The 5,016-nt window shown below is 32.4% G+C and carries 5 protein-coding genes; all 5 read right to left on the minus strand.

The annotated features are described in order from the left end of the window. The coding region (gene dnaK, locus MR593_RS12680) for a molecular chaperone DnaK (RefSeq protein WP_290693604.1) at positions 1-1,517 on the minus strand (1,517 nt) is incomplete at its 3' end. Positions 1,518-1,567: 50 nt separating this feature from the next. Continuing rightward, positions 1,568-2,302, minus strand: coding sequence for a DnaJ domain-containing protein (locus MR593_RS12685; protein ID WP_290693608.1), 735 nt, complete (start codon positions 2,300-2,302; stop codon positions 1,568-1,570). Continuing rightward, positions 2,295-3,140: a DUF5685 family protein gene (locus tag MR593_RS12690; protein WP_290693611.1), complete on the minus strand. Its 846-nt coding sequence runs from the start codon at positions 3,138-3,140 to the stop codon at positions 2,295-2,297. The genes MR593_RS12685 and MR593_RS12690 overlap by 8 nt, the downstream gene beginning before the upstream one ends. A gap of 3 nt (positions 3,141-3,143) precedes the next feature. Next, complete coding sequence (locus MR593_RS12695; RefSeq protein ID WP_290693614.1) at positions 3,144-3,557, minus strand: hypothetical protein; 414 nt, start codon at positions 3,555-3,557, stop codon at positions 3,144-3,146. A gap of 229 nt (positions 3,558-3,786) precedes the next feature. Beyond that, positions 3,787-4,875 carry an iron-containing alcohol dehydrogenase family protein gene (locus MR593_RS12700; protein ID WP_290693617.1) on the minus strand — a complete coding sequence of 363 codons (1,089 nt, stop codon included), beginning with the start codon at positions 4,873-4,875 and terminating at the stop codon, positions 3,787-3,789. Positions 4,876-5,016 lie beyond the last annotated feature (141 nt).

The raw sequence follows: 5,016 nt of genomic DNA on the forward strand, positions 1-5,016 counted from the left end.
ATATATTCTTTTCTCTTATTGTCTTCAGATGCATATGATTGAGCATCTCTTATCGCTTTTTCTATATCTTCATCAGATAAATTAGAGCTTGCTGTTATCGTTATACTTTGGCTGTTTCCTGTTTTAAGGTCCTTAGCAGAAACATTTAATATACCATTGGCATCTATTTCAAAAGTAACCTCGATTTGAGGAACACCTCTTGGAGCTCTTTTAATTCCCTTTAATTTAAATTCTCCTATTACCTTGTTATCCTTGGCAAATCTTCTCTCACCCTGTAAAACCTTTATATCTACAGATGTTTGGAAATTAGCCGCAGTAGTAAATATTTGACTGTATTTTGTAGGTATAGTTGAATTTCTCTCTATTAGCCTTGTAGACACTCCTCCCATAGTTTCTATAGACAGAGATAATGGAGTTACATCTAGTAGTAGTACCTCATTTAAACCTGGATCGCCTGCAAGCTTTCCACCTTGAATAGCAGCCCCTAATGCCACACATTCATCTGGATTTAAATTTTTACTAGGTTCTTTGCCTATTATTTCTTTAACCTTGTCTTGAACAGCCTTAATTCTAGTTGAGCCTCCAACTAGTAAAACCTTGCTCAATTCACTAGTCGATATTCCTGCATCGCTTAGCGCATTTTTAACTGGTATAACTGTCTTTTCAACTAAATCGTAAGTAAGTTCATCAAATTTTGCTCTACTCAAATCTATATTCATATGCTTTGGACCGTCTTTTCCAACAGCTATAAATGGTAGGTTTATATTAGTTGTAACTGCTGTTGAAAGCTCTTTTTTAGCTTTTTCAGCTTCTTCTCTAACCCTTTGTAGAGCTACTATATCCTTTGATAAATCTATTTTTTCTGACTTTTTAAATTCTTCAATTAAGTAATCAGCTATTTTTTTATCAAAATCATCTCCACCTAGATGATTATCTCCACAAGTCGCCATTACCTCGATAATACCGTCTCCTATTTCTATTATAGATACGTCAAATGTTCCTCCTCCTAAGTCGTAAACCATTATCTTTTGGTCGCTCTCATTGTCGAGGCCATAAGATAATGCTGCAGCTGTAGGTTCATTTATTATACGTTTTACTTCAAGCCCCGCTATCTTGCCTGCATCGCTAGTAGCCTTTCTCTGTGAATCGTTAAAATACGCAGGAACAGTTATTACTGCTTCAGTGACACTTTCTCCTAGATAGCTTTCAGCATCTTTTTTTAATTTTTGCAAAATCATCGCTGATATTTCCTCTGGTGTCCATTTTTTGCCGTCTATATTTACAGTATAATTTGTACCCATATGTCTTTTTATAGATGAAATTGTTCTATCTGCGTTTGTAACGCTCTGTCTCTTAGCTGTATCGCCTACTAACCTCTCATTATCCTTTGTAAAAGCTACTATAGATGGTGTAGTTCTAAACCCTTCAGCATTTGATATAATAGTAGGTGAACCGCCCTCCATAACAGCAACACATGAATTTGTTGTTCCTAAGTCAATCCCTATTATTTTGCCCACTTTGTTGCCTCCTATTAATTGTGAATTTATCTATTTAAAAATCTAAAATCTTAATGACACATACATGAATTTAAGCAACAATTACACATAAGATTCCACATACAGCATTGTATACATAAGCTATTAAAACCTCCATCTGGATATCCATATGTCGTCTGTTGGTTAGTATACCACGTACCTCCATGTTCGAGCATATCTACTAATCTTTGATATTGTAGATTGTTTGGTTCCATTTGAAGCGCTCTATTCGCTTCTTCTAGTGCCTTAATATTATTACCTAATTTGTAGTTTACATTTGCACTGTAGTAATACCATTTAGATGTTCTATTTTCTATACCATCAAGTACATTTCTGGCCTCATTGTAATATCCATTGTTAAAATAATTAAGTGCTGCTCTCAAATGTACATCTTCCTCTTTTTCAAAATTCGGATTATATCCCCTCTGCTGCTGTTGATTTCCTTCAAACCCAAATCCACCAAACCAATCGAATCCACCGAAATCCTGACTGTTATATCCTCCACCATAGCCTGAATTTCCATAGCCTCCTGAATTATTTGAATAGCTTCCATAGCTATCTTGGTAAGAAGGTCCACCGTTTTTTTCCTTCATAATAACTTGATACGCCTGTTGTATTTCTTTGAATTTTTCTTCGTATTGATCTTTATTTGGATTATTTATGTTAGCATCTGGATGATATTTTTTGCTTAATTTTCTATATACTTTTTTTATTTCTTCCTTTGAAGCATCTCTAGATACTCCTAAAACCTGATAAGGATCAGTCATTTTCTTCCTCCTCTAATTTTTCTCTCTTGTTTCTAACTGCTTTATATTTTGACCAAACGCCAGAATATAAAATATTTCTCAAAATATCCACATCTTCAATAATAGGTAAATTTTCAAACTCCCTAGCACATTCTGAAATCATCATAGTTAAAATTTTTTGAACAAAGTCGTCAAAATTTTCGTTTTTATATATCTCTGTAAAAGGATTGTAATTCCCCTTTTTTACATCCTTCTCTACATCCTCATATGCGTCTATAAGGTATATATATTTTCCGAGGAAAAAGCCCATCTTATACAGAGCTTCTCTCCACTCGTCTTCTCTATATAAAAAAATCTCAGCCATCAGCTCCCCTGAATAAGCCGCTATTTTATCTATATCATATTCCTTTTTCGCTTCGTATTCACGTGAAGCATTTAGTATATTTTCTAGTTTATCGGTTTTTTCAGGGTAAAGCCTTCTTATTTTGTTTATTTTTCTGCCGATTAAAAATGAATATAGCTTCCTACTGACTTTTTTTTCATCCTTCCAATCATCCACACACTTCAAATACGCTAAAAACAAATTTATATCGGCTATATAATCAGTAATTTGATTCGTCCTTTTAATAGTTTTCTTAAAAGGATGAAGCTTACATCTAAATACTTCTAGCTTCGTCTCTGGCTCATAAAGGCTCGTAAGTAAAAGCTGCAAAAATATCATATCATAGTTTAAGGTAATCTGTGCAAGATTTCCACTTCTCTTTTTTAAAACCTGACACATACCACAGTAGTACGACCTATATACATCGTATTCTTTAAACTTAAGCTCCTCCTTATTTATAAGAACATATCCAAACATCCTCTAGCTCCTTTTTATAAAATAAGTATCACATTTTGGGCAGTGGATACTTATTTTACCCTTGCCCTTTGGAACTCTGACCTTTTGCTTACATGTAGGACATTTGTATATACGATGAGTTTTTCTCTGCTTAATTATAGATTTTTGGCTGTTTATTTTATTTCTTATATTCGCTGTTTTATTTAAAAAAGCTTGGTTTTCAGAAGCCCTTTTATATATATTTCTAGAAAGTAATCTGTAATATACATAAATTATAGTAGCAAATCCCAAATAATACATCAAAGTAGATAAGCCTCTACTCACACCTCTTAATAGAAAATACAATATAAATTCTACTAAAAACGTCTTCATCAAAAAGTTATTCAATTGATCATTTCCATATCTTCCCTGCATAAATCTCGCTAATTTTTCTTTCATTTCTATTCTCCTATTTAAATTATTTCATTTAACTCATTTAATACACGATCTTTTATATTTTTTATAATAAGATTTATTTATGTACCCAATATTAACATAGTTTATCTAATATAATTTAAGTCTGTTATACAATAAATATGCACGATTTATTACATTAAAAAAGAGACGCCAAAACAAATATATTTTAGTGTCTCTTCTAATAGTCAAATATATTCAAGTTATAAATAAATTATTTTAAACTCATTCCATAGTCATCGCAATCAGATATAGCTTTTGCGAACATTTCTTTTGTTACTCTGTCCTTTATAGCTTTCCATTCAACTAAAGTAACAGCCTTGTCAACTATTGTTTGTATACCACTCTTATCTATTCCTAAATCAGCTAGACAAACTGGTAGTCCCAATTCCTTGTTAAATTGAGCTATTTCGTTTCTCTTTTCTATTTCTCCTGCACAAGTAAGTAGAGCTAAAACACCGAATGAAACTATTTCACCGTGTAATCCTCTGATTCCTTCTACTAGAGTAGCTCCATTGTAGAATGCATGAGCTAATGAACTGTTGTAGTAGTAGTCGTTTTCTGTAGTAGTTAAGTTAGAAACTATACCTGTACTTACGATTATATCAAGAGCTACTTGTTCTAATTCATAAGAATCTTGGTTCTTTTTACAATCTTCTAGTGCTTTTTTACCGTATTTAACAAGTGGACTTGTACAAACAGTACTTACTCCTAGACCCATTAATGGTGTATGAGGTAGTTCAACTCCTTGTGAAGAATAAACAGCTTCACATTCTTTTGATAGAGCATCACCTATACCAGCCCATAATAAATCCTCTGGTGATTCAGCTATTATCTTAGTATTTATAAAAGTATGATCTGCTGGACCATCTAAGTAATAATAGCTATTAAATGTGTGATCTTCATTGTACATAACGCATATTGCAGTTACTGAAGCACAGTTTGAACCTAATGTTGGGAAAGTAAATATAGGTTTGTCTAGTTTATCTGCAACAACCTTACAAGTATCTACAGCACGACCTCCACCTACAGCAAATACTATATCAGCATTTTTTACTCTTTCATCTGCTATTAATTTGTCTGCATTTTCGTAAGTAGCGTCATTACCATATACTATAAAATCTATTATTTCTACATTAGAGCCTGCTACACCATCTATGATTGCTTGTTTAGATTTTTCTATAGCAGTTCTTCCTCCTATTACTACCACCTTGTTTCCAAATCTACGTGCTACCTTTGGTATCTCTTTGTAGCAGTCAGTTCCTACTGAATAGCTTGGAAGATATACATTATAATTACCCATAATTTAAATCATCTCCTAATATTTTTACCAAATTATTTACCATATTATTCTAGCACTTTATTTGTTGAAAAAGAATATATAATATTAATTTTTTGCATAATTATAATATTTTTCATCACGACAATTTTGTATATTTTAATT

It is taken from the genome of Intestinibacter sp. (assembly GCF_022780145.1).
GTDB lineage: Bacteria > Bacillota > Clostridia > Peptostreptococcales > Peptostreptococcaceae > Intestinibacter.